18 protein-coding genes and 2 riboswitches are annotated in these 20,097 nt (G+C 49.8%); of the genes, 17 read left to right on the plus strand and 1 reads right to left on the minus strand.

What is annotated here, in order from left to right:
* Positions 1-306 precede the first annotated feature (306 nt).
* The 15 genes from AF331_RS15885 to AF331_RS15960 all read left to right on the plus strand — a co-directional run bounded on the left by AF331_RS15885 (position 307) and on the right by AF331_RS15960 (position 15,424).
* The gene (locus tag AF331_RS15885; protein WP_053429083.1) at positions 307-1,632 is read left to right on the plus strand and encodes a peptide MFS transporter; all 1,326 of its coding nucleotides are present in this window, start codon (positions 307-309) and stop codon (positions 1,630-1,632) included.
* A 134-nt stretch (positions 1,633-1,766) separates the two neighbouring features.
* A riboswitch (cyclic di-GMP riboswitch) is annotated at positions 1,767-1,853 on the plus strand.
* A gap of 97 nt (positions 1,854-1,950) precedes the next feature.
* Positions 1,951-2,223: a hypothetical protein gene (locus AF331_RS15890; RefSeq protein WP_048006648.1), complete on the plus strand. Its 273-nt coding sequence runs from the start codon at positions 1,951-1,953 to the stop codon at positions 2,221-2,223.
* A 170-nt stretch (positions 2,224-2,393) separates the two neighbouring features.
* Positions 2,394-2,663 carry a 30S ribosomal protein S14 gene (gene rpsN, locus AF331_RS15895; RefSeq protein WP_053429084.1) on the plus strand — a complete coding sequence of 90 codons (270 nt, stop codon included), beginning with the start codon at positions 2,394-2,396 and terminating at the stop codon, positions 2,661-2,663.
* Positions 2,664-2,674: 11 nt separating this feature from the next.
* Positions 2,675-2,920 carry a type B 50S ribosomal protein L31 gene (locus tag AF331_RS15900; protein WP_048016172.1) on the plus strand — a complete coding sequence of 82 codons (246 nt, stop codon included), beginning with the start codon at positions 2,675-2,677 and terminating at the stop codon, positions 2,918-2,920.
* A gap of 21 nt (positions 2,921-2,941) precedes the next feature.
* Positions 2,942-3,295, plus strand: a complete 354-nt coding sequence (locus tag AF331_RS15905; RefSeq protein ID WP_053429085.1) for a hypothetical protein — start codon at positions 2,942-2,944, stop codon at positions 3,293-3,295.
* A gap of 196 nt (positions 3,296-3,491) precedes the next feature.
* The gene (locus tag AF331_RS15910) at positions 3,492-4,016 is read left to right on the plus strand and encodes a class I SAM-dependent methyltransferase (RefSeq protein ID WP_053429086.1); all 525 of its coding nucleotides are present in this window, start codon (positions 3,492-3,494) and stop codon (positions 4,014-4,016) included.
* Between the two features lie 13 nt (positions 4,017-4,029).
* Positions 4,030-4,602 carry a redoxin domain-containing protein gene (locus AF331_RS15915; RefSeq protein WP_053429087.1) on the plus strand — a complete coding sequence of 191 codons (573 nt, stop codon included), beginning with the start codon at positions 4,030-4,032 and terminating at the stop codon, positions 4,600-4,602.
* Between the two features lie 80 nt (positions 4,603-4,682).
* A complete protein-coding gene (locus AF331_RS15920; RefSeq protein WP_053429088.1) occupies positions 4,683-5,822 on the plus strand; it encodes a trans-sulfuration enzyme family protein in 1,140 nt (379 codons plus the stop codon).
* A gap of 131 nt (positions 5,823-5,953) precedes the next feature.
* Positions 5,954-6,067: riboswitch (SAM riboswitch) on the plus strand.
* A 128-nt stretch (positions 6,068-6,195) separates the two neighbouring features.
* The gene (locus AF331_RS15925; RefSeq protein ID WP_053429089.1) at positions 6,196-7,491 is read left to right on the plus strand and encodes an O-acetylhomoserine aminocarboxypropyltransferase/cysteine synthase family protein; all 1,296 of its coding nucleotides are present in this window, start codon (positions 6,196-6,198) and stop codon (positions 7,489-7,491) included.
* A 13-nt stretch (positions 7,492-7,504) separates the two neighbouring features.
* Positions 7,505-8,569 carry a homoserine O-acetyltransferase MetX gene (gene metX, locus AF331_RS15930; RefSeq protein WP_053429090.1) on the plus strand — a complete coding sequence of 355 codons (1,065 nt, stop codon included), beginning with the start codon at positions 7,505-7,507 and terminating at the stop codon, positions 8,567-8,569.
* A gap of 110 nt (positions 8,570-8,679) precedes the next feature.
* Positions 8,680-10,110: a S41 family peptidase gene (locus AF331_RS15935; protein ID WP_053429091.1), complete on the plus strand. Its 1,431-nt coding sequence runs from the start codon at positions 8,680-8,682 to the stop codon at positions 10,108-10,110.
* A gap of 175 nt (positions 10,111-10,285) precedes the next feature.
* Positions 10,286-11,047 (plus strand): glucose 1-dehydrogenase, encoded by a 762-nt coding sequence (locus tag AF331_RS15940; protein ID WP_235576417.1) that lies wholly within the window; start codon positions 10,286-10,288, stop codon positions 11,045-11,047.
* 13 nt (positions 11,048-11,060) lie between these two features.
* Positions 11,061-11,267 (plus strand): hypothetical protein, encoded by a 207-nt coding sequence (locus AF331_RS15945; RefSeq protein ID WP_048006659.1) that lies wholly within the window; start codon positions 11,061-11,063, stop codon positions 11,265-11,267.
* Positions 11,267-12,283 (plus strand): alpha/beta fold hydrolase, encoded by a 1,017-nt coding sequence (locus AF331_RS15950; RefSeq protein WP_053429093.1) that lies wholly within the window; start codon positions 11,267-11,269, stop codon positions 12,281-12,283. The genes AF331_RS15945 and AF331_RS15950 overlap by 1 nt, the downstream gene beginning before the upstream one ends.
* Before the next feature lie 1,932 nt (positions 12,284-14,215).
* Complete coding sequence (locus AF331_RS15960) at positions 14,216-15,424, plus strand: PDZ domain-containing protein (RefSeq protein WP_235576418.1); 1,209 nt, start codon at positions 14,216-14,218, stop codon at positions 15,422-15,424.
* Between the two features lie 308 nt (positions 15,425-15,732).
* On the opposite strand, the gene AF331_RS15965 is transcribed toward AF331_RS15960, so the two are convergent.
* A complete protein-coding gene (locus tag AF331_RS15965; protein ID WP_053429096.1) occupies positions 15,733-16,602 on the minus strand; it encodes a cation diffusion facilitator family transporter in 870 nt (289 codons plus the stop codon).
* Positions 16,603-17,111: 509 nt separating this feature from the next.
* Here AF331_RS15965 and qoxA point away from each other — a divergent pair.
* Both qoxA and qoxB read left to right on the plus strand, forming a co-directional pair.
* The gene (gene qoxA, locus AF331_RS15970) at positions 17,112-18,110 is read left to right on the plus strand and encodes a cytochrome aa3 quinol oxidase subunit II (protein WP_082347012.1); all 999 of its coding nucleotides are present in this window, start codon (positions 17,112-17,114) and stop codon (positions 18,108-18,110) included.
* 16 nt (positions 18,111-18,126) lie between these two features.
* Positions 18,127-20,097: a cytochrome aa3 quinol oxidase subunit I gene (gene qoxB / locus AF331_RS15975; RefSeq protein WP_152915673.1), complete on the plus strand. Its 1,971-nt coding sequence runs from the start codon at positions 18,127-18,129 to the stop codon at positions 20,095-20,097.

Raw genomic sequence — 20,097 nt, forward strand, 5'->3', positions numbered from 1 at the left:
TCTTAGTAATAGATACGCACAAGCCCGATAAAAGTTTCATTTTTCCTTAATAATCCATTTATCCTTTCACCCTTACGTAAGGATGATTACGGAAGAAAAACCAAATAATAGAACACTAACTTAACTATTAAAAATTTAATATTATGAATTCATAATATATGTTTGACAATGATTATAAACATTCATTAGAATGAATAAATACCCCCTCGCAGCTAGGTTATTTTCTTTCTATTTCAACAGCTTTACCCGCTTCTGCCCGTGTCGGCAGAGTTTGTGTTTTACAGTTTCAAAGGAGGATTCATCATCTTGGAAGCAAACATACATCAAGAGCAGTCATCGGAGTTCAGAAAGAAGCATCCTCCTGGGCTTTATCTTCTATTTGCAACAGAAGCATGGGAGCGATTCAGTTATTACGGGATGAGGGCGATCCTTGTTCTTTATTTGACCGCCACTGCCATCAACGGTGGACTGGGGGCCGATAAGACGACGGCAATCAGCTTATACGGTACATTCACCTCAGCGGTTTATCTTACTCCGATCATCGGAGGATATCTGACGGACCGGTTCCTGCCTAGGCGGACGGCTATCACCATCGGTGGAGTCCTCATGGCACTCGGGAACTTCTCGATCTTCCTTCATCAAAGCATGGGAGCCCTTTACTTGGGTCTTGCCCTTTTAATCATCGGGAATGGATTCTTCAAACCGAATATCTCGACGATCGTCGGCGAGCTCTATCATATCAATGACCCGAAACGGGACGGGGCGTTCACCATCTTCTATATGGGTGTGAATCTGGGTGCGTTCGTTGCACCACTTGTCGTCGGTCTCATGGACTATAGATACGGCTTCCTGACAGCCGCAATCGGTATGGTCGTCGGTCAGGTACTATTCAATACGCTTGGGAACAAATACCTCGGCGATATCGGTAAAGAGTCGGCCAAGAAAGTGCAGGAGCACACACAGACTGTCAGCAAGGCACCCCTGACGAAGCAGGAAGTGCGCAGGACGATCGCCATTGTCATCCTTGCAATCATCGTGATTGCGTTCTGGACGGCATTTGAGCAGGCGGGAAGCTCGCTTACACTGTTCACAGAGGAAAACATCGATCGTCATCTCGGTGATTTCATCATCCCGACCGAATGGTTCCAGTCATTGAACTCCTTGTTCATCATGCTGCTGGCACCGGTCATGTCCATGCTCTGGTTCAAGCTTTCCCAGACGAAAAATGGTGACTTCAAGACGCCGACAAAAATGGGGATGGGTCTCATTACCGTAGGACTTGGGTTCCTAGTCCTGATCCCGGCCACTGTGATGGTCGGTGATGACTCACAGGTGAGAGTGAACATGCTGTTCATGGTCTTCACCTATTTCCTTCATACGTTGGCGGAATTAATGATTTCACCTGTCGGTCTATCCATGGTCAGCAGACTGTCTCCGCTCAAATTGACATCTGTACTCATGGGTGTGTGGCTTGCCAGTTCAGCCGTAGCCAATAAGCTTGCAAGTGTCCTTGCAACGTACACTCAATCTCTTGGATACTTCGATATTTTCGGATTGATCGGGATTGTCACGATCGTCCTTGGGGTCATCGTCCTGTTTGTATCAAAACCGATTGCGAAATTGATGGAGTAGTTGCTGCAAAAGAGTGGTCACAGAGTGTAAAAATGTCTATTTTAGAACATATATGAACTCTCTGTTTTCAACTATTACGTTTTCTAGTATAATTGTTGTAATACCTAGTAATAGGAAAGCCAGCCAGCGAATTTCTTCGATAAAGGCAAACCGGTTGAAAGGCCGGGACGCAAAGCCACGGGTCTAAGGTTTGGAAAAACTATGATCGCCGGGTTACCGAAAAGGAATGACCATTAAATGCCAAGCATTTAATCCTGCCATTCTTTTTTGGCAGGCTTTTTTTATGGTACATACGATTTTCATTTGCGAGGTGAAAACATGGAAACGCTCAAGGCACATGAAGCTAGAAGGCTACTGAAGAGCTTCTGCAGAAGAAGCCGCACCACCCTCAAGCAAACCTATCTTGGTAACTACTCAGCAGAACAGGTCAGCGACATCCTTGTCCAAACGCTCGAATTGAAAGAAGTCAAACGGATTGTGCAGGATATCCGCCTCATCGACCAGCGGGGAGGAAACTCGACCTCTTACTTGATCCTGATTCTGGACGCCCTGAAGGAATATCTGGAAAATGAAGATTCGCTGGTTCATTGATGATTGATGAACCTGTGCAGATGGACCCGTTCTCTTAGTGGAAGGGGTCTTTTTCATGGGGAAAAACAGGGTGGTTGCATTTCATGAGGTGATATGGTTTAATATAGTCATACGTTATAAAACGTAATGATTACGATTTGTTTGTGAATTTGAATATAAGAGGTGATGAAATGGCCAAAAAGTCAAAAGTGGTCAAAGAAAAGAAGCGCCGAGAAATCGTGGCGAAATACGCGGAACTCCGCAGGGAGCTGAAAGAAAAGGGCGATTACGAGGCTCTTGCCAAACTTCCGAGGGATTCTTCCCCAACGAGACTCAAAAGTCGCTGTGAAGTAACTGGCAGACCACGGGCATACATGAGGAAATTCAATATGTCACGGATCGCCTTCAGGGAATATGCCCACAAAGGTCAGATCCCGGGAGTCAAAAAATCAAGCTGGTAGGAGGAAAAAACATGAAAACAAACATACACCCAGAGTATAGAGAGGTCCTGTTCATGGATACAAATAGCGGATTCACCTTCCTGACAGGTTCAACAAAACAGTCGAATGAAACCATGGAGTGGGAAGACGGGAAAACCTATCCTCTCTTGAAGGTTGAGATCAGCTCGGACAGTCATCCATTCTATACGGGCCGTGAAAAATTCACCGACAGGGATGGACGCGCAGAACGATTCATGAAAAAATACAATATGAAGTAAGGACGATCAGGAGTGGTTGGGATGAATGAACACTTAATGGAAATCATCGGCAGGGAAATCGTGGCGTCACTGCCGGCACCGGAAAGAAGCATGTATGAGTTCGTCACGGCTCTTGAAGACGAATATGCGAGCATATCTGCCACATCAGAGGAGTTCATGCAGCTCTTGGTCAAGCATGCCCCCCACCGCCAGGCAGCAGCCCATTTCAGCCTGTCATTCGGTGAATTCATCCAGACAATGAGAAAGATCGAAGAGACGATCAACGCCGAGATGGACCTGCGCCTGAGCCGCATGACTTGGATCGACTGCACCGACCGCTTCATACAGGATGATACCCAGTACTTCTATTTCTCCATGGAACCGGAGGAGAAGTAGCCTTCCCATGCTCTTTAAATCGGAATGATTACGGATAATCCTCCGTTCATCTCACCCGACCTGATAAATGTTCACAAAAAAGATCCCGCTTATGGGATCTTTTTTGTGTTGAATCGGGTTGATTTTTCGCCTCCATCTGTAATAATTCATATGAGGGGCAAGCTAGGGATATCTTCACTCTGAAGGAGGAGTCCCCTTGGCTGCCGAAACAAATTCAATCACGTCTGAAGAGCTGCTGGATCTACTTGAGTTGAATGAAAGGGATCATGTGGCCGACCTCGGCTGCGGTACAGGCTTTTTGACAATTCCGATTGCGCGTATCGTCAGTACCGATGTGCATGCCGTCGACCTCGACCGGGGTGCCCTGGAAGAGCTGAAGCGGCGTGCGGAGGAACTGCAGGTAGAAAACATCCTATATGAACATATGTCATTTGAATATATCCGTTTTTCACAGAACACACTTCATAAGGTCATTACGAGATTCGTGCTCCATGAGCTGCCGAACCTTGTCAAAGTGATCCAGGACCTCAGGGATATGCTCAGGGACGACGGTCTTTGGCTGATCATTGAAACGGAAGCGCTCCCACAGGGGGACAGCCTTTCTTCCGATGACCTGGTGAGGAAGCTTCAGTCTGCGGGCTATGAAGTGAAGAGAGGGTATTTGAGATCGACGATTTACTATTTGATTGCCAGAAAGGCTGTGCGGAGGCCCGGCCTATAAAGGAAGGGATTACATGAACAAACGAATACTATCATTGGGACTCATAGGTGTCCTCGTTGCCATCTTCCTGGTGAATTTCGTCCGGCATCAGCAAGAACAGAAGGAAAAAGAAGAAGCAACCCAGCTTGCGAGTGAATCCATGGACTTGTCCGATGTCGAGACGGGGCTTTCCAAAGGTGATCAGCCACCCGACTTCACCCTGACCACACTGGAAGGAAAAGAAGTGCGCCTTTCAGATTACAAGGGAAAGAAGGTCATCCTGAATTTCTGGGCGACGTGGTGTCCTCCCTGCAAGGCTGAAATGCCCCATATGGAAGACTATTATCAGAAAGAGCCCGGCGCAGAAATCCTTGCCGTGAACCTCACGTCCCAGGAGCGCATGGACGGAGCCGCGCAAACGTTCGTGGACGGATACAAGATCACGTTCCCGGTGCTCCTTGATAAAGACGGAGCCGTCGGGGATGCCTACAGCATCATTACGATCCCGACCACGTTCATAATCGACTCGGAGGGAATCATCCAGCATAAAATCCTCGGGCCGATGAACCAGGAAATGATGAAAGAGATGGTAGATGGCATGAATTGAACCTCTTTTCTTCTCGGAATCTTCTGAATATGGTACACTCTTCTACATACCTATTTTCGTAGAGAGAGGATGGCCACGAGATGAATTTCACCACCAAGGTCGTACATAGCCAGTTGAAAGGAACAGAGGAAATCAAAAGTAAAACCACACCGATCTATCAAACATCTGCTTTTTCCTTTTCATCACTGGAGGAACTGGAAGGGTTCTATGAAGGGAAATCTCCCTATCTATACACACGAACGGGGAATCCCAACCCTGATGAGCTGGGAGGTCTTGTAGCAGCCCTTGAAGGGGCACCGGCAGGAGTCGCCGCTTCATCGGGATTATCTGCGATCCTCGTAGGGATCTTGTCTGTCGTCCAAGCGGGGGATCACATCATCGCTGCTGAAGATCTGTACGGCGGGACTTTCCATATGCTGAAGGAAGAGCTTGCGGGCTTCGGTATTTCCACTTCATTCGTGGACTTCACCGACCGGGATGCAGTGGAAGAAGCGATCACCGACTCGACAAAGCTTCTCTACAGTGAAACGGTGACGAATCCCTTCATGAGGGTAGAGGATATACCGGCCATGGTGGAGATGGCGAAAGAACATGGTCTCACGACGATGATCGACAATACGTTTGCGACCCCGTTCCTCCGTAAGCCTTTCACTGAAGGCATTGATATCGTCGCCCACAGCGCAACGAAGTACATAGGCGGACATAGTGACGTCACCGCGGGTGTTGTGACCGGAAGGCAGGATCTGGTGGATAAGGCGAGAGCGAAGATCGTCAATCTTGGTGCCAATCTGAGCCCGTTCGAGGCGTGGCTCACATGCCGGGGAGCGAAGACCCTTGCCCTCCGTATGGAAAGGCAGGCATTGAATGCCGAGCTCCTTGCCGTCGAACTCAGGAGGCACGAATGGGTCAAACACGTCTACTACCCGAATAATCTATCTGAAAAGGGTCATGGAGCCATCGTCACCATCGAGCTTGAACCATCCGCCGATATGAGTACGTTCTTCAAGTCCCTTGGCTGGATCAAGATCATCCCGTCCCTTGCCGGGGTGGAAACGACGGTCTCCTATCCGTTGGGGACGTCCCACAGATCCCTGCCCGAAGAAGCGCAGAAGAAGCTCGGGATCAATACGCATGTGGTCCGGATTTCACTTGGAATCGAAGACCCGGAAGACATCAAATCCCAAATGCTTTCAGCGATCAGCAAGTGTCATGAAATTTAAAAAGAACAACGCTTTGAAGCCAGCAGTGGCAGGCGTCAATGGGAGATTAGACGAAAAATTCTAAAAATACCCTTGACTCCCAGCGTGGATAGCCTTTATAATTCTTGCTAACGAACACTTACAACTTAATGCTCTTATCCAGAGAGGTGGAGGGACTAGGCCCGATGAAACCCGGCAACCTTCATGTGCATACTTGCCATGAAAAGGTGCTAATTCCTGCAGGCGCATTGCCTGAAAGATAAGAGGAGGACCCTATTCAATTAGACCCTCTTCTTAGGAAGGGGGTTTTTATTTTTGCCCCTTTTCATCCCCGACCATCATCCATCACAGAACAAACCCAATCATTAAAACAAACACTCAGGAGGAATGTACGATGACGAATTCATTCGATTTTGACACACTTTTGCTTCACGGAGGACAGGAAGCGGATCCTGCCACGGGATCACGCGCAGTGCCGATCTACCAAACTACTTCATATGTGTTTGACAGCAGTGAGCACGCTGCGAAGCTTTTCGGACTGGAAGAGCCGGGGAACATCTATACGCGGATCATGAACCCGACGGTGGACGTTCTGGAGAAACGTCTGGCCCTCCTTGAAGGCGGCATCGGAGCCCTCGGAGTATCATCGGGCATGGCGGCGATCTCCCTCTCGATCCTGAATATCGCCGGAGCCGGGGACGAAATCGTAGCAGCAACGAACCTGTACGGAGGAACCTACAATCTCTTCTCCACCACCCTGCCGAAATACGGCATCACCGTGCGCTTCGTCGACCCGACAGATCCGGAAAACTTCCGAAGCGCCATCAACGAGAAGACGAAGGCCGTATTCGCCGAAACAATCGGCAACCCTAGCCTTCATGTCCTTGATATCGAAGCGGTCGCCAAAGTCGCCCATGAACATGAGATCCCGCTTATCATCGATAACACATTTGCCACGCCATATGTGACGAGGCCCATCGAGTGGGGAGCAGACATCGTCATCCATTCGGCCACCAAATGGATCGGTGGTCATGGTACGGCGATCGGAGGCGTCGTCATCGACGGAGGGAAGTTCGATTGGAACAACAAGAAGTTCCCGGGGTTCACTGAAGAGGACCGAAGCTACAACGGCCTCCGCTATGCACAGGATGTCGGGGCGGCGGCGTTCATCACCAAGCTAAGGGTCCAGCTGCTTCGTGACCTTGGCGCCTGCCTGAGCCCGCAAAATGCCTTCCTCCTCCTGCAGGGACTGGAGACGCTGCACCTTCGCATCGAACGCCATACAGAGAATGCACGGAAAATCGCCGAGCATCTTGAATCCCATGATGGGGTTGCATGGGTCTCCTATCCTGGACTCGCTTCGCATCCATCGCACCAATTGGCCAACAAATACTTGGAGAACGGTGCCGGCTCCATCGTCGTATTCGGCATCAAAGGCGGCCGCGATTCAGGACGCAAGGTGGTGGACAATATCACGCTCTGGTCCCATGTGGCCAACGTGGGGGATGCGAAATCCCTGATCATCCACCCTGCTTCCACGACCCATCAGCAGCTGAACGACGAGGAGATCAGGGCGACGGGCGTGACGGAAGAACTTGTCAGGCTGTCTGTCGGCCTTGAATCGGCAAAGGATCTGATCTCTTCCCTTGATGAAGCCATCGAGAAGGCGCGCGAAACGTCAAACGTGTGAAGGAGGCGGAGGAATGAGTAGCGATACGACACCATATGAATTGAACACCGTCACCCTTCCGTCCCTTGTCCTCGAAAACGGAGAAACCCTCCGGAATGTCAGGTTGCCCTATGAACGTACGGGGAATCAATCAGGTCCCGTCATCCTTGTCTGCCATGCCCTCACCGGCACCCATATCGTGAAAGGGACGAGTGAAGATAAGGGATGGTGGGACGGCATGATCGGTGCAGGCTCATACATCGATACCAACCGCTACAACGTCATCGCCTTCAACGTCCTCGGAGGCTGCGAGGGGGCCACGGGTCCTGCATCAGAGGATCCCGAAACCGGCAGGCGATATGGATCCCATTTCCCTGTCATCACGATCCGGGACATGGTGAATGCCCAGTACCTGGCCCTCAGGGAGCTTGCCATCAACAAGGTGGAAGCCGTTGTCGGCGGATCTCTCGGGGGAATGCAGGCCCTGGAATGGGGGATCCTGCATCCCCGCTTCATGAAAAAGATCTTCGCCCTCGCCGTCACGCCTGCACTGAACGATTACGGCCTCGCCTTCAATCATATCGGCATCACGGCCATCGAGCAGGATCCTGATTTCAACGGAGGAGACTATCCTCCCGGCACCAGGCTGAAGGGGCTTGAAGTGGCGCGCATGGTGGGGATGGTCACCTACCGCACGTCGGAATTGTTCGATGATCGATTCCAACGGCAGGAGAAGGAAGGCGTCTATAACGTAGAGAGCTACCTGGACTATCAAGGTGTGAAGCTCGGGCGGCGTTTTGACCCAAACAGCTATCTGACCCTCTTGAAGGCGATGAACTCTCATGACCTCCAAAGGGGGCGCGATCACGACCCCGCTGACTCCTTTTATCCGGAACTGATTGCCATCAGCTACGAAGGAGACCTCGTGTATCCATCCGCCTCCTTGGAAGCATTCGCGTGCTCCGTGCCGAAGGGAAGGCATTATTTCATCCCGACGAAGTTCGGTCATGATGGATTCCTCGTTGAATTCGAGAAATGGGGAGGGCTCCTGTCTTCCCATCTTGAAGAAAACAAGCCCCTTGTTTCAAGGGTGAAATGATCATAACTTGTCCCCCGTCATCATATAGTGGAATAAGCAAAGACATCGCACCGCTGACCAGCGCGTTCTTGTGCGGTGTCTTTTTTCTATGAAGAGGCGGGGGGAGACGTATGAACAGGAAGGGCCAGAAGCTCATGACCATCACACTCAGCATGCTTGTGGGGGCGGGAGCCATGTACGGGGGACTGGAATGGACGGGCAGTCCCGATGAAACTGCGGAACTGGATCAGAGCGCGAATGATAAGCTCCATAAGGTGGAGGTCGCTTATGACCTCATCAGCGATAAATTCTTCCAGGACGTCGACAAATCGGAGCTGGTGGAAGGAGCCATCCAGGGGATGCTCGAAACGCTCGATGATCCGTATTCGGTCTATATGAATGCGGCAACGGCAGCGCAGTTCAACGACGCATTGGATTCTTCCTTCGAAGGGATCGGAGCCGAAATCACGATCCTCGACGGAAAGCTCGTGATCGTCGCACCATTTAAAAATTCACCGGCAGAAAAAGCGGGTCTCAAGCCGAATGATGAAATCATCTCCGTGAACGGAGAGAGCATCAAGGGACTCAATCTGTTTGAGTCCACCTTGAAGATCCGCGGCAAAAAAGGGACCGAAGTCAAGCTCGGCATCAAGAGGGAAGGCTTGTCTGAGCCTCTCACCATCGGGGTCAAACGGGACGACATCCCCGTTGAAACCGTTCATTCGGACATAAAGAAAGTGGACGGCAAAGAGATGGGCTACATCCAGATCACCACATTCTCCGAAAATACGGCGAATGATTTCAAGAAGCAGCTCAAGGAACTTGAAGGGAAGGATCTTGGAGGTCTCGTCATCGACGTCCGTGGGAATCCGGGAGGCCTGTTGTCATCCGTCAATGAAATCCTCAAGGAGTTCGTGACGAAGGATAAGCCGTTCGTCCAGATCCAGGAGCGGAGCGGTGAAGTGATGAAGAGCTTCTCCGACAAAGAAAAGAAAAAAGCCTACCCGGTGGTGGTCCTCATCGATGAAGGAAGTGCGTCCGCTTCCGAAATCCTTGCGGGTGCCCTGAAGGAAACGGAAGGCTACCCACTGATCGGCACGAAGAGCTTCGGGAAGGGAACCGTCCAGCAGGCCGTGCCGATGGGGGATGGAAGCAACATCAAGCTGACCATGTTCAAGTGGCTGACGCCGGATGGCAACTGGATCCATAAGAAAGGGATAAAACCGGATATCCCGGTGAGGCAGCCTGCATATTTTTACGCCCATCCCCTTCAAGTGGAAGAGCCATTGAAGGCCGAGATGAATAATGAACAGGTGAAGAACGCCCAGGAAATGCTCCAGGGCCTCGGATATGAGATCGACCGGACCGACGGGTACTACAGCAAGAAGACAGAAGCGGCCGTAAAGCAGTTCCAGAAGAAAAACGAGATGAAAGCAACCGGGACCATCACGCCTGATACGGCTGAAAAACTGCAGGCGGATATCTATGAAGCTGTTAAGGATGAAGAAAATGATACCCAGCTGCAAGCGGCACTTGAATATATCCAGCGTTCAAATCGATAGGGAGGAAGGACTGTGGGCCATGGCCTGCAGTCCTTTTTTGGTGTTGAGCGCCTTTTCTTTCACAAATGAGGAACCGATTCTATCGATCCTCACTATTATAGAAAGAGAACTAGTTTACTAGATAGATTCATGGTCTCAATACGCGCAGCCATGGATACTAGAAAGGAGAAGAATGATGTTTACATTGACAGATCAAGTGGCGATTGTCACTGGAGGCGGCAGGGGTCTCGGCCGCGAGATGGCTCTCGCTCTAGCAGAAGCAGGCGCCCATGTAGTGGTATGCTCGAGGAATCTGCCGGCCTGCGAGGCCACAGCGAAGGAAATTGAAGCCCTGGGGGTACGATCAATCGCCGTGGCATGCGATGTCACCGATAAAGCGTCGGTCACCGCCGTGGTGGAAAAGACCTTGGACGTCTTCGGGAAAATCGATATTCTCATCAACAACAGCGGCACATCCTGGGCCGGACCGATGGTGGATATTCCGGAGGATAAGTGGGACAAGGTAATGGAAGTGAATGTGAAAGGGGCTTTTTTATTTTCACAGGCAGTGGCACCATCCATGATGGCCCGTAAGGCAGGGAAAATCATCAATATCGCTTCCGTCTCGGGATTCGGGGGGACGAGCCCCCTTGTGATGGACACCCTTCCCTACAATACGAGCAAAGGCGCCGTCATGACCCTCACAAAAGATCTCGCCGTGAAGCTTGCGTATCACAATATCCAAGTGAACGCCATCGCACCGGGATTCTTCCCTACAAAGATCACGAAAGAGCTCTTCGCCAAGCAAGGCGATCAGATCCGGAAATTCATCCCGGCAAGACGATTCGGCGAAGGTGATGACTTGAGAGGTGCAGCCGTGTTTCTTTCGTCAAGAGCGTCAAACTATATGAACGGCCATATCCTCGTCGTCGACGGCGGCATACAGGCGATGGCATAAGGAGGAAAGGAAAATGGAAGCACTCTATGAGCAACTGAAGCTGACGGGAAGGGAGTGGGAATATGCCGCGAATCAGCTGATCAAATCAGAACTCGACCAGCCTGCCGTAGTGGAAATGGCGAAAAACTGGATGGTCCTGGCCGACTTGATCATCACCTTCATCCGCAAGATTATCGACTGGCTCTTCCCGCAGTTCGTCCGATCAGAGGGGGAACTGTAATGGAAAGGAAAACCGAGAAAGACAGATGGAGGGGTTTTTTCGAAACCCTGACAAGAAAAGAAGAATGGAAACCGCACCACCCGCGGAATGCCATACAGGAAATCGGCAGGGCCACCCTGTGGCATTATCCTGCAGTAGAAAGGAACGGGGCACTCCCGATCCTGATGGTCTACTCCCATATCAATAAGCCAAGCATATTGGATCTTACAGAACAGCACAGCATGATCGGAGAGTTCCTGGGAAATGGCTATGACGTATTCCTCCTCGACTTCGGGATACCGGATGAGCGGGACAAGGATACAGGTCTTGAATCGTATCTCTTCGATTATATCGATGGAGCCGTGAAGACGGTATTGCAGCATCAACAAACCGGCCGGCTGACGCTTGCGGGCTTCTGCCTCGGCGGAACCCTTGCAGCTCTTTATGCAGCCCTCTACCCGGACCGCATCCATAACCTTCTCTTATTTGTGACCCCCATCGACTTCAACCAGCTGCCGGACTTCCGGGAGTGGATCAAAGCCATCCAATCTGGGGACATCGATCCGGCTGTCCTTGCACCGGTCACAGGCATCATCCCTGCCGAACAGATCCGCTACGGAATGCGCCTCATCACGGCACCCGTCTACTATTCCCCGTATCTGTCCCTCCTCAACCGCGCATACGACCCTGCCTACACGGAGCACTGGTACCGATTCAATCAGTGGACCAATGACCACATCCCGATGACAGGGGCGTTCCTCCGGGATCTGCTTCATTACTTCATTAAGGAAAATGCGTTGATGAACGGGGGCATGACCCTCAGGGGAAGGGAAATCAATCCCGCAAGAATTCAATCGAATCTCTACATGGTTTGTTCAACGTTTGATCAGATGGTACCGGCTGCGATCAGTTATCCGCTGATGGAGCTTGTTTCAAGTGAGGAGAAACAGTTCATCGAGGTTCCAGGAGGGCACGCGAGCCTGATCAAAGATGGCGTGTCTTCACGGCTGATGGGCTGGTTGAGAGAGCATTCGTAGAAAGGAGGTGCAGTATGTATCCGTATGAGTATTTAGGGTTTGGTTATTTTGTGTTCAGGGAGACTGTGAAGAGTATTTGGTATTGATGGTGATGGTGAATGATTGGAATGGTATCCTACCTTTCCAATGTAGGAGCTTGCTTTCCGCTAGGGGGAGGCAAGCTCTTTTTCGCTTATGTACTCTGTGGTGAGGGATTCCTCATTATAGTGGAGAGATGGAAAAGAGACCGTTCCTTTTCGCTTCAGGCGCTTGCTTTCCAGTGGGGAGGGTGCCGAGCCTCCTCGTGCCTGCGGGGTCTCGTCACTCCTCCTATTCCACAGGAGTCAAGCGCCTTCCGCTTCAATGCACTCTATGGTTTTGAATGGGGAAGCGACGGTATATTCCCCAGTATGAGTGATGGATCCCTGTGGATAGTAGTGAGAATAGGAAAAGAGACCGTTCCTTTTCGCTTCAGGCGCATGCTTTCCAGTGGGGAGGGAGTTGAGCCTCCTCGTGCCTGCGGGGTCTCGCCTCCCTCCTATTCCAGAGGAGTCAAGTGCCTTCCGCTTCAATGCACTCTGTGGTTTTTAATAGGGGTAAAATAGGTTTTTATTCTTCAATAAGCGTGGTGGTGGATCCCGATTTATATTAGTGAGTGATGGAAAGGGGACCGTTCCTTTCCGCTTCAGGCGCTTGCTTTCCAGTGGGGAGGGGGTTGAGCCTCCTCGTGCCTGCGGGGTCTCACCCCCCTCCTTTTCCACAGGAGTCAAGTGCCTTCCGCTTCAATCCACTCTGTGGTTTATAAATAGGGGAGTGATGGTTCATATACTAGTAAGTGGGGGCATCATTAAATGAACCACCCTACCATTATCGGACTAAATTAGATGGCTTCTAGAACAAATGAAAAGTGACATTACCATGAATCAACCACCCACTGTCACATCCATTCCCATAGCCCCCTCCCATATCACACAGTGAAGTGAAGCGAAGGGTGCCCGACTCCAACGGGAATAGCGAGCTGGGTGAGACCCCGCAAGAATGAGGAGGCTCACCGGGAGCCCCGTGGAAAGCGGGCACCCGCAGCGAAACGGAGCGTTCTGCATAGGGAATAATAATTAATGAAGGACTCCCCACCACTCAAAAACGGGATGTAGAATTACCTCCAAGAGTGTTGATTTCTCAAAACAGAATTAAACTTGCTATGAACCAGGAAGCCATTCACCTCAACATTTCCATAGGACAGGATGATGTGAATCAAACAACCAGTGCCACATACATTTCCTAGCCCCTTCCAATATCACAGAGTGAAGTGAAGCGAAGGGTGCCCGACTCCAACGGGAACAGCGAGCAGGGTGAGACCCCGCAAGAATGAGGAGGCTCACCGGGAGCCCCGTGGAAAGCGGGCACCCGCAGCGAAACGGAACGCTCTATATAGGGAAAAATGATTAATGAAGGACTCACCAACAGTCATAAACGGGATGTAGAATCACCTCCAAGAGTGTTGATTTCTCAAAACAGAATTAAACTCGCTATTGCCCGGCAAGACATTAAAACTCAACATTCCCATCGGACAGGATGATGTGAATCAAACAACCAGTGCTACAGACATTTTCTAGCCATTCCAATATCAAAGAGTGAAGTGCAGCGAAGGGTGCCCGACTCCAACGGGAACAGCGAGCAGGGTGAGACCCCGCAAGAATGAGGAGGCTCACCGCGAGCCCCGTGGAAAGCGGGAATCCGCAGCGAAACGGAGCGCTCTACATAGAAAATAATAATTAATGAAGCACTCATCACCAGTCACAAATGAGATATGGAACCACCTCCAAAAGAACGGCATTCTACATACCTCCCCATCATTTCCCGGGGAATGGTGTCGAAAACAAAGGCACAATCCCACAAAGTTGCAATAGGCTTTACTATGGGAATTTGATAGAATGAAACATAGATACACACATGAAAGGTGGTGACGTTTCGTTGCTGGAAACCTGGTTACTAGAAATCGCAAAAAGCCTCGGGAAATTCGTCTTGAACCCATTATTTCCCCTCTCGCTCCTATTCGCCATCCTGGTCGGATACTTCCGGGTGAAGCGTGAAAGAAGCGATTTCCATACAAGGCTGCTCGACGGCTACAATGATCTGAGGGTCCTGCTATCCTATGGACTCGTACTCGGCCTTGCCTTTTCCATCGTGACCCTGGGCCTCGGATTGACCGTGCCGGTCATCTCACTCGTCGTCATCGGAGCCGTCACGATCCTGTTTGCCCTGACAGGTCGTTTTCAACTGCTCTCAGCAGGCATTACAGTCGGTTTTTCCTATCTGCTCCTATGGGCATGGGACTTTTCCGGCTTGGATATTCCGTACATACCTGAACTGGAAAACGGTAATCTTTTAGGGTTCCTTCCTTTACTGGCCGGGCTTCTCCTCATGATCGAGGGGATCCTCATCAGACTGTCGGGCTGGAAGGGTACCTCGCCGAAGTGGATTAAAAGTCCGCGGGGGATGAAGGTTGGCGCTCTTCAGAGCAAGAAGCTCTGGCTGGTACCGATGATCCTTTTCGTTCCGGAGGGAAGCCTGCCGCCGATCTTTGACTGGTGGCCGGTCGTATCACTCGGGAACACGGATCTGGCCCTTGTGTGCGTTCCGTTCCTGCTTGGTTTCAGCCTACTCGTGCGAAGCGCGCTGCCGGCAATCGTCGTTAGACCGGTTGGAGCCAATGTATTCTGGTTCGGTGCCTTCATCACAACGGTAGCGGCCGCGGGTTATTGGGTGACAGAGGCGTCCATCGCTGCCGGTGCTCTGGCGTTGCTGGCCCGCATCTGGATGGCGGTCAGTACGTCGAAAAAAGAAGCAGAAAAACCTTATTACTTCAAACGTCAGCCTGCCGGGCTCATGATCCTCGGTATCATCCCGGGTTCGCCTGCTGAAACCCTTTCCCTGAGAGTAGGGGAAATCATTCTGAAGGTAAATGGAAATGAGATTTCCAATGAGAGGGAATTTTATGAAGCGCTACAGAAGAACGGTGCATACTGCAAGCTCGAGGTCATCGGGACGAATGCGGAAAATCGTTTCACCCAGGGTGCCCTTTACGAAGGGGACCATCATGAACTCGGTCTGTTATTTACGTATCAGGATGAACGGTGGGAAACCGACCAAGTGTCCTAAAGGGAAAGAGCTTGAGACAAATAAGTTTTAGTCATAGGAAAACCCGAATTCGATTGCCATCGATCAGGCAAAGAATTCGGTTTTTTCATTTGTTTCATGAACATCGTTTCTAGAGGTTGATTGGATTGCAAGACGAAGACTCCTTCGGCAAGAGTAGCTTATGTGAGACTCCGCAGGCGTTCCAAGGAGGAGCACGGGCTACCCAAGGAAACTAAATTCTTGCACGGAAATCATGAACGGTATAAAGAAACGAGACTGATCGTATTCGTCGCGAAATGATCCCTTTTGCATTTTATCCCAACCTTTGGTCATGATTTCCGCTTGCTCTCCGGTTCCGGGTGGATCAGGACGTGGGCATGGGGGAAATGCTTCATGATCATCTCCTCCATGCGGTCGCAGAGTCGATGCGTCTTTTCGATGCTGTCGGTCGACTCCACCACCAGATGGAAGTCGATGTACTCATGGGCGCCCGAACGTCTTGTGCGCAGGTCATGGACCTCGATGTACTCATCATGGAAGCTTTGGATCATCGACATGATTTCGGATTCTTCTTCCTTCGTAAGGCTGGCATCGATGAGGGGAGGGAAGGCTTCTTTCATGAGTTTGACAGCTTCGATCATGATGTAGATGGCCAGTGCGATCCCGATGATCGGATCAAGGAAGTGCCATCCGGTCAGGGTGACGAGTAAAAGGCTTCCGGCAACCCCGAGGGATGTGTACACATCGGTCAGGAGATGGAAGGCGTTTGATTTCATGGCCACCGAATGGACGCGGTCGGCTTCTTTGCTGACGATACGGGATACGATGAAGTTAATGGTTGCACCAATGATCATGACGGAGATACCAAGGACCGGGAGTTTGATCGGTTCCGGGTGGATCAGCTTGTGGATACACTCGTAGATGATCCAGAAACCGGCCACGAAGATGAGCAGGGTCTCGATTGTCCCTGATATATTCTCCACTTTCCCGTGTCCGTATGGATGCTCGGGGTCTGCAGGTTTGCCGGAGACCCTTACGGAAATGAAGGCGATCAGGGAAGCCATGAGGTCAAGTGACGAGTGGATCGCTTCAGACAGGACGGCTACAGACCCTGTAATGAGTCCGATCACGATTTTCAGGATGACGACGAACGAGTTACTGATTACGGATAAAAAGGCAATTTTCGGTGTGCTGTTCATTATGACAGGTCTCCTTCACGGAAGGGTGGGATGTTATTTTGGTATAATATGTACGGCGATCCCCTATGTAAAAGAATGTGCAAAGGCACAGTAAAATATACATGAAATCCGTCATTCACAAAGGCTTGAAACAGCGCGGCTCAAGGAGGATTTCCATATAGCACTGAATAATGACTATGTTCCGAAAATTTCAAGTACGCATTTGGAAAGGTTTATTTGTTTAAATAGGCTTGTGAATAGTTTAGAATGAAAGAATTGAGGTTATGTAACAGGTATGACCTCACCGCTAGTCTATCTATCTTCTTGGAAGATCATCCATGGTGGGCTATATTTTTGTGCTTAGAGAAATTTTTTCCACGAATGTTACTGATATGTGAAAAAAATTTGTCTAAATTTCGAAAATCTACTCAAATCGACATGAAATGATCGTTAACGTATTTCGTTTTTCCGAGAATTTGATAGTATATGTCTAGTCGATATAAATCTTATATAAAGGAAGGTGATTATACATGTTTAATAAATTCAAACCTTTTCTGATCATATTGATCAGTTTGATTTCCCTATTCGTCATCGTTGTCCTAGGGGCCGGTACGGATATGATCATCCTGAATCCTAAGGGACCTGTCGGGGAAATTCAAAAGGATTTAATCATGCTATCAATCTACTATATGCTTGCAATCATGATTGTTGTATTATCTTTCTTTACCTTTATCGTCATTAAGTATCGTAAGGGTAAAAACGGTGATTATCAGCCGAACATGCACGGTAGCAATAAGCTTGAAATCATCTGGACGCTTATACCTGTTGCTATCGTAATCGCATTGAGCATCCCGAATACACAGGCGCTTTATGAATTGAAAGAAGCTCCTAAAGCCACCGCACATAAAGAACCTATCGTCATTCATGCAACAGCCGTCGATTGGAAATGGGTCTTCTCTTATCCTGAAGAAAACGTCGAGACAGTCAACTACGTCAACGTTCCTACAGGTCATCCGGTCCTTTTCAAAATCAGTGCTGCTGACTCAATGGCGTCTTTCTGGGTTCCTGAACTTGGCGGTCAGATCTACGGTATGCCGGGGATGATGAATGAAATGTATCTCCAGGCTGACCACGACGGTGTTTACGCCGGACGTAACTCCAACTTCACAGGTAAAGGAATGGCACAGCAGAAGTTCGACTTCGTGGCCATGAGTGAAGATGAGTATAAAGAATGGGTCAAAGACTCGCAAGAAAATGAACCGAAGTTGACGAAAGAAACGTACGATAAACTCCTTCTTCCAGGTTCATCAGATAAAATGACGTTCTCTTCTACTCACCTTGAGTACGTAGATCACGGAAAAATGGGTAGTGCGAACTATGCCATGGAAGTACGAGAAAAGTATGGTGTGAAAGAACCGAGCAAACATGGTGAATCCGACGAAGAAATGGATCACGACATGGACCATGGTGATATGGATCACAGCGACATGGACATGGACAGCTCCGACTCTCACGAGCATGCACATTAAGAAGGGAGGAATCTAGGTGTTTGACTTTATTAAGGATAATTTGATTTTAAACGATCCCCTCATCCTGGGGGCGAACGTATCCATAGCATTCACAGTCGTCGCCGTTGTAGCCATCCTTACCTATTTCAAAAAATGGAAATGGCTTTGGACCGAATGGATCACAAGTGTCGACCATAAGAAAATCGGTATCATGTATATTATCGCAGCACTTCTAATGTTATTCCGTGGAGGAGTCGACGCGCTGTTGATGAGGGCTCAATTGACAGTCCCAGACAACGACTTCCTATCCTCTCAGCATTACAATGAAATCTTCACCACGCACGGTACGATCATGATCCTCTTCATGGCGATGCCGTTCTTGATTGGTTTGATGAACGTTGCCGTACCGCTTCAAATCGGGGCGCGTGACGTTGCATTCCCTTACTTGAACAACTTGAGTTTCTGGGCATTCATGATTGGTGCCATGATCTTCAATATCTCCTTCGTGTTCGGTGGTTCACCGGATGCAGGTTGGACGAACTATGCACCACTGGCCGTCGAAGGTAGCTCCGGGCCAGGAATCAACTACTACCTGATGGGACTTCAGATATCAGGTATCGGTACGCTCTTGACGGGGATCAACTTCGTTGTGACCATCATCAAGATGCGTGCACCGGGCATGACGCTTCTACGCATGCCGATGTTCACTTGGACAACACTGATCACAGCTTTCATCATCGTATTTGCATTCCCGATCTTGACTGTGACGCTTGCCCTTATGACATTTGACCGTCTATTCGGTTCCCATTTCTTCACCTTGGCAGCTGGAGGGAACTCCATGCTTTGGGCCAACTTGTTCTGGCTATGGGGACATCCGGAAGTATACATCGTCGTCTTGCCGGCGTTCGGTATCTTTTCGGAAATCATTGCAACATTCTCAAGAAAAACGCTATTCGGTTACAAATCCATGATCTTGTCCCTTGTGGCAATCTCAGGTTTGTCATTCGTCGTTTGGGTCCATCACTTCTTCACAATGGGTGGAACAGCCGCAGTAAACAGCGTCTTCTCCATCACGACAATGGCCATCGCGATCCCGACGGGAATCAAGATCTTCAACTGGCTCGGTACGCTCTATAAGGGACGGATCGAGGTTACAACCCCGATGCTCTGGTCTCTCGCGTTCATTCCGACATTCCTGATCGGTGGGGTTACAGGGGTCATGCTCGGTATGGCCGCAGCTGATTTCCAATATCACAATAACTATTTCCTAGTGGCTCACTTCCACTACACATTGATTGCCGGTGTTGTATTCGCCTGCTTCGCGGGTCTCATCTACTGGTATCCGAAAATGTTTGGTCTTAAGATGAATGAGCGCATCGGTCGCTGGGCGTTCTGGTTCTTCACAATCGGATTCAACGTATGTTTCCTACCGCAATTCATCCTTGGATTTGCCGGTATGCCACGTCGTGTGTACACATACGGAGCAGAAGACGGTTGGACAGCACTGAACGTTGTATCCACAATCGGTGGATTCGCAATGGGTGTAGCATTCTTGATCTTCGTATACAACGTATACTACAGCTATCGCTTTGAAAAACGTGAGACTACTGGTGATGCTTGGGGTGGCCGTACACTTGAGTGGGCTACAACAACAGCAGTACCACCTCACTACAACTTCTCTAAACTTCCTGAAGTCACTGGTGTTGATACGTTCTGGTACTCTAAACAAGACGGTCATGCACTCAAGATCGATGAGAAGCCTGAAGTGGAATACAAGCCGATCCACATGCCTAGCAACTCGGGTACACCTTTCATCATGAGCATCTTCTTCTTCATCGCAGGATTTGGTCTCGTCTTTGAAATCTGGTGGATGGCCATCCTCGGCGGTATCGGTACCGTTGGATGCATGGCATACCGTTCAATGACTTCAAGCAAGCAGGATGAAGGTTACTATGTAACGGTGGAAGAAATCAAAGAACTTGAAAATCCGACGAATAGGGAGGCGTGA

It is taken from the genome of Rossellomorea marisflavi (assembly GCF_001274775.1).
Lineage (GTDB): Bacteria > Bacillota > Bacilli > Bacillales > Bacillaceae_B > Rossellomorea > Rossellomorea marisflavi.

Excerpts from the sequence above, each read along its gene's own strand:
- AF331_RS15900 (WP_048016172.1), top strand. The coding sequence starts at position 2,675 with ATGAAAACAAACATACACCCAGAGTATAGAGAGGTCCTGTTCATGGAT.
- AF331_RS15915 (WP_053429087.1), top strand. The coding sequence starts at position 4,030 with ATGAACAAACGAATACTATCATTGGGACTCATAGGTGTCCTCGTTGCC.
- qoxA (WP_082347012.1), top strand. The coding sequence starts at position 17,112 with ATGTTTAATAAATTCAAACCTTTTCTGATCATATTGATCAGTTTGATT.
- AF331_RS15960 (WP_235576418.1), top strand. The coding sequence starts at position 14,216 with ATGAAAGGTGGTGACGTTTCGTTGCTGGAAACCTGGTTACTAGAAATC.
- AF331_RS15950 (WP_053429093.1), top strand. The coding sequence starts at position 11,267 with ATGGAAAGGAAAACCGAGAAAGACAGATGGAGGGGTTTTTTCGAAACC.
- AF331_RS15965 (WP_053429096.1), bottom strand. The coding sequence starts at position 16,602 with ATGAACAGCACACCGAAAATTGCCTTTTTATCCGTAATCAGTAACTCG.
- AF331_RS15940 (WP_235576417.1), top strand. The coding sequence starts at position 10,286 with ATGTTTACATTGACAGATCAAGTGGCGATTGTCACTGGAGGCGGCAGG.
- AF331_RS15925 (WP_053429089.1), top strand. The coding sequence starts at position 6,196 with ATGACGAATTCATTCGATTTTGACACACTTTTGCTTCACGGAGGACAG.
- AF331_RS15935 (WP_053429091.1), top strand. The coding sequence starts at position 8,680 with ATGAACAGGAAGGGCCAGAAGCTCATGACCATCACACTCAGCATGCTT.
- metX (WP_053429090.1), top strand. The coding sequence starts at position 7,505 with ATGAGTAGCGATACGACACCATATGAATTGAACACCGTCACCCTTCCG.
- AF331_RS15890 (WP_048006648.1), top strand. The coding sequence starts at position 1,951 with ATGGAAACGCTCAAGGCACATGAAGCTAGAAGGCTACTGAAGAGCTTC.
- AF331_RS15945 (WP_048006659.1), top strand. The coding sequence starts at position 11,061 with ATGGAAGCACTCTATGAGCAACTGAAGCTGACGGGAAGGGAGTGGGAA.
- AF331_RS15920 (WP_053429088.1), top strand. The coding sequence starts at position 4,683 with ATGAATTTCACCACCAAGGTCGTACATAGCCAGTTGAAAGGAACAGAG.
- rpsN (WP_053429084.1), top strand. The coding sequence starts at position 2,394 with ATGGCCAAAAAGTCAAAAGTGGTCAAAGAAAAGAAGCGCCGAGAAATC.
- AF331_RS15905 (WP_053429085.1), top strand. The coding sequence starts at position 2,942 with ATGAATGAACACTTAATGGAAATCATCGGCAGGGAAATCGTGGCGTCA.